At 59.0% G+C, this 4,859-nt stretch carries 3 protein-coding genes, 1 pseudogene and 1 riboswitch; of the genes and pseudogenes, 3 read left to right on the plus strand and 1 reads right to left on the minus strand.

The annotated features are described in order from the left end of the window. Window positions 1–612, plus strand: a pseudogene (locus NW856_RS03740) (type I glutamate--ammonia ligase); the annotation flags it as partial. 248 nt (window positions 613–860) lie between these two features. On the opposite strand, the gene NW856_RS03745 reads toward NW856_RS03740, so the two are convergent. Then, complete coding sequence (locus NW856_RS03745) at window positions 861–1,313, minus strand: DUF4278 domain-containing protein (protein WP_414390567.1); 453 nt, start codon at window positions 1,311–1,313, stop codon at window positions 861–863. Window positions 1,314–1,393: 80 nt separating this feature from the next. Next, window positions 1,394–1,489, minus strand: a riboswitch (Glutamine riboswitch). A gap of 265 nt (window positions 1,490–1,754) precedes the next feature. Here NW856_RS03745 and NW856_RS03750 point away from each other — a divergent pair. Both NW856_RS03750 and NW856_RS03755 read left to right on the plus strand, forming a co-directional pair. Further along, window positions 1,755–3,662 (plus strand): cation:proton antiporter, encoded by a 1,908-nt coding sequence (locus NW856_RS03750; protein ID WP_414399166.1) that lies wholly within the window; start codon window positions 1,755–1,757, stop codon window positions 3,660–3,662. Between the two features lie 220 nt (window positions 3,663–3,882). After that, window positions 3,883–4,859, plus strand: a 977-nt coding sequence (locus NW856_RS03755) for a sulfate/molybdate ABC transporter ATP-binding protein (RefSeq protein ID WP_414399167.1), incomplete at its 3' end; no start/stop codon positions are given.

Consider the following 4,859-nt stretch of genomic DNA (forward strand, 5'->3'; position numbering starts at 1 on the left):
CACACCCACCAGTCCCTCTGGAAGGATGGCCAGCCCCTGTTCTACAGCGAAGGCACCTATGCCAACCTGAGCGAGACAGCTCTCTACTACATCGGTGGCCTGCTCAAGCATGCCCCGGCAATCCTGGCCTTCACCAACCCCACCACCAACTCCTACAAGCGCTTGGTGCCCGGCTTCGAGGCGCCGGTGAACCTGGCTTACTCCCAGGGCAACCGTTCCGCCGCCATTCGCATTCCCGTGACCGGCAACAATCCCAAGGCCAAGCGTCTGGAGTTCCGCTGCCCGGATGCCACCTGCAACCCCTACATCGCCTTTTCGGCCATGCTGATGGCTGGCCTGGACGGGATCAAGAATAAGATCCATCCCGGCGAGCCCTTGGACAAAGATATCTACGATCTGGAGCCGGAAGAGCTGGCCAAGATCCCTTCCACGCCTGGATCCCTGCTGGATGCCCTGGAAAGCTTGCAGAAGGATCATGCCTTCTTGCTGGAGGGAGGCGTCTTCACCGAAGATCTGATCCAGACCTATATCGAGTACAAGATCGACAACGAGATCAACCCCATCAATCTGCGGCCTCACCCCTACGAGTTCGCCCTCTATTTCGACGCCTAAGCGGTGTGGCCGATTCTGCAGCGGGATCCCTGATGGGATCCCGTTTTTTTCCGAGGAAATAGCACCCCTCAATTCTGGATCCCTTGAGCAACTTGGCTGCTTTTGGTCAACAGCACCTCGTGCCAGCGTTGAAGCGTCCTGTGCCGTCCATCGACCTGAGGAAGCTCAACCCAGAAACCAAAAGGGGATCCCCAGCCGGGATCCCTTCTCGCTGAGCTCATGCCAGAGCATCAACAGTTACGGGCAGATCAGCTCATGCTGACACGGCTACGGTCGTAGTTGAGCCGAAAGGTGGGATGCACTTTTCCTTGGATGCGGTTCCAGAAGTTGCGCACGTTGACATGCAGGCCAATCTGCTCTGTACCGCGGAGCAGCATGGATTGCTGGCGAATCCGAATCAAGCGTTGATGGCTCATCATCAAGCGGCGAGACAGGTCGTCCAAGAGGTGAGAACGGCCAGCAGCAGCCACCGGGGCAGATGCCTCTGCCGTCTGAACGGGTTGAGCCGATCCTTCGACCGCCTTGGGATGATAAGCCACACCTCGATAGAGCAGGTCAAGGTTGGTGGGCAAAACCACCGGCTTGGTCAGATGGCGGAACCGCCAGTCCAGCCCCCGGTAACGACCCCCCACTTTGCCGGGAGAAACCGCCGCTGTTGCAGAAGAGGGGGTGTAATCGACGCCACGGTAAAAGAGTTCCATGATCTTCGCCTCCAAATGAGTTGAGTTTTCATCCGTTCGCCTTCTCCCAAGAGAAGCCCCACGGTTACCAGAAGAGTTGAGGCGCGTTCCTTCGGGATCTCTCCCTACTTCCGTCCTCTGGCTGCGATGTCGCTCTACCCATGATGAGCCGCCCAGCACGCGAGAGGATGAACGATTTCTATCTACATTCTGTATTATAAGCTACGGTTTTGGGGTGTTGTCAGCAACTTTTAACAAAAATTTCCACTGAGTTTCCGTCCAGCTTCCTCTGAATCCAGGCTGGATCTGAATCCGGGCTGGGCCAGCCGGGATCCTCGGGGGCAGCAGGGTGCAGAGCTTGAAGCCGAGTTCTTCGCTCTGTCCGAGATGCCAGAGGAAGCATTATCGTGGAAGAATCCTCAGGATTGGCTACAAAAGTTCACATTCCTCGGTGAGTGCCCTGTGCAGGAAGACTTTCGTCTGATTTTGGACATTGTGACGGTATTGGCGGCAGCGGCAGCGGGTGGATTTTTGGCCTCACTGCTGAGGCAGCCGGTGTTGCTGGGCTACTTATTAGCCGGGATCTTAGTGGGGCCCACCGGGCTGGGGTGGATCAAAGAGTTGGTTCAGGTGGAAACCCTGGCTCAATTTGGGGTGACCTTTTTGCTGTTCACCTTGGGGGTGGAGTTTTCCCTGAAAGAATTGCGCAAAGTGCGGGGGATCGCCATTGGCGGCGGCATTTTGCAAATCAGCCTGACGATTTTGATCACGGCGGTGCTGGCAGTGGTCAGCGGCTGGTTGACGCCGGTGCAAGGGATCTTTTTGGGGGCCGTGCTCTCCTTGTCCTCGACTGCCGTGGTGCTGAAAAGTCTCACTGAGACCAACCAAATGGGCACTCCCCAAGCCCAGGCCATGCTGGGGATCCTGATTGTGCAGGACTTGGCGGTGGGGCTGATGCTGGCGGTGTTGCCGGCTTTGGATTGTCCCTTGCCGGAGCTGGCGGGATCCCTGGCCAGGGCCTTGGCAGAAATCGGCTTGGTGGGGCTGGGGGCGGTGGTAGGCGGGATTTGGCTGGTTCCCGGTTTCCTGCGTCTGCTGGCTCAGCAGGAGAGCAAAGAGGTGTTTTTGCTGGGGGTGATCAGCCTCTGCGTGGGGATTGCCCTGTTGACGGAGCGGCTGGGCATTTCCAGCGAGATTGGGGCTTTCATTGCCGGTCTGATGATCTCGGAGGTGGAGTACGCCGACCAAACCCTGGACTATGTAGAGCCTTTGCGAGATGTGTTTGCTGCTCTCTTTTTTGCGGCCATCGGCATGCTCATCGATCCCAGCTTTATCCTCGGCCATCTGTTGCTGATCCTGGGGCTGGTGGGTCTGGTGATGGTGGGCAAGTTTTGCATCGTGGCTCCCTTGGCGCGGCTGTTTGGTTACACTCTGCCGGCAGCGGTGGTGGTGGGGCTGGGCCTATCGCAAATCGGCGAATTCTCCTTTGTGCTGGCCAGCGAGGGGCAGGCTTTGGGATTGGTGTCGCGGCAGATCTATTTGTTGATTGTCAGCACCACAGCCGTTACCCTTCTGCTCACTCCCTTTCTGCTGAGGGGCGCTCCTCGACTGTTTTCCGGGCTACACGGGATCCCCTTCTTGGCCCGCTGGTTGGAATTGGGCGAGCGGCCTCGTGCTCTGGCCCCTGAGGCTCCTCAACAGGGGCACGTGGTGGTGTGCGGCTATGGGCAGGTGGGGCAGGACATTGTGCGCATTCTGGAAGCCCGTCGTCACCCCCTCTTGGTCATTGATCAATCAGAACGGGTGATCCAACACCTGCGTTCCCGTGGGATCCCTTACCTCTACGGAAATGCGGCCAGCCCGTTGGTGCTGGAGAAAGCTTGCCTGCCCCAGGCCCGCGCTCTGGTTATTGCCCTGCCGGATCGCATGAGCATCCGCCTCTGCCTGAAACGAGCTCTGGAGTTGGCGCCGCGATTGGATGTGGTGGTGCGAGCTACCGACAAGGAAGACATCGAACAGCTCTATCAGTTGGGGGCCAGAGAAGTCGTCCACCCCGAATTTGAGGCCAGCCTGGGGCTGTGCAGCCATGTGTTGCTGGAGTTGGGAGAACCCCCAGACATCATTCAGCAGGAGATCCTGGCCATTCGCAGCAGCCACTACCGCGATCTGCGCCCTCTCCACCCCAGTTGTCTGATCCCCGCGCCTGTCAGTTGGCTGACACCGCCGGCCCCACCTCCCTCTCCCCCCCTCCCCGCCAATGCCAACGGCAGCCACGACAGCCACCCACCTGAGTCTGTGCTGGCCTGGTGGGAACGCTGGCAGCGGCCTGTTCAACCCGAATGGGCAGGGATCCCTGGCTCTGCCGATTGACGCACCACCCCTGCTACACGCGAAGCACTCCAACGGATTTGGGTAGGGAGTCTCCCTTGTTTTGGATCCCCGTTCAAGTTATCCTGGGAGCTGTATCAACGGTTTGTTGACAGGTTTACCGTAGATTAGCCGCGGGTTTAACTGCCCTCGCCCTCTCCAGAAGACTCAGCCGGCAACCATCCAGCAACTTCTCAGGCAAACCACTAGCTAGGCAGAACCTATGGGTATCACCATCGAAGGGGTATCGAAGCGTTTTGGCGAGTTTCAGGCCCTTCACCCCACCGATCTCACCATTCCCACGGGATCCCTGGTTGCCCTCTTGGGGCCATCGGGTTCTGGCAAATCCACCCTGCTGCGCCTGATTGCCGGCCTAGAAAAGCCGGATACGGGGCGGATTTCCCTCACCGGGCGGGATGCTACCCATGCCAGCGTCCAGGAGCGCAACATTGGTTTTGTTTTTCAGCACTACGCTCTGTTCAAGCACATGACGGTGCGGCAGAACATCGCCTTTGGCTTGGAGATCCGCAAGGCTTCACGGGCCGAGATTCGGGCACGGGTGGATGAGCTGCTGGAGCTGGTGCAGCTATCGGGGTTCGGGGATCGCTACCCCTCTCAACTCTCTGGGGGGCAGCGGCAGCGGGTGGCCCTGGCCCGCGCTTTGGCGGTGGAGCCGCAGGTGTTGTTGTTGGATGAGCCCTTTGGGGCCCTGGATGCCAAAGTCCGCAAAGAGCTGCGCAAGTGGTTGCGGCGCCTGCACGATGAGGTGCATGTGACAACGGTATTTGTAACCCACGACCAAGAGGAAGCCATGGAGGTGGCGGATCAGATCGTGGTGATGAACCAGGGGCGGATCGAACAGGTGGGATCCCCGGCAGAAATCTATGACCATCCAGCTACACCCTTTGTGATGAGCTTTGTCGGCCCGGTCAACGAGCTTTCTCCCCGCTCCCAACTCTTTTGCCAGCTTCCCGAGGTGCAGGCCGGCCCGCATCAGCTTTTTTTGCGCCCCCACGATGTGCAGATTGAGGTCAACCCCGGCAGCAGTGGTGTTTCTGCCCGCGTTAAGGAGATCATCCACCTGGGTCGGGAGATTCAGGCGGAGCTGATTCTTAGCGATGGCGGATCCCTGTGGGCCCATCTCAGCCGCGAGCAATATGCCAACCAACCCCTGCAGGTGGGGCAGCAGGTCTATGTGCG

The sequence above is a fragment of the Synechococcus sp. R3-13 genome (assembly GCF_047462195.1).
Taxonomy (GTDB): Bacteria; Cyanobacteriota; Cyanobacteriia; order Thermostichales; family Thermostichaceae; genus Thermostichus.

What these genes read in the sequence shown, in the direction of transcription:
- NW856_RS03745 (WP_414390567.1), bottom strand. Translation starts at nt 1,313, where the DNA reads ATGGAACTCTTTTACCGTGGCGTCGATTACACCCCCTCTTCTGCAACA.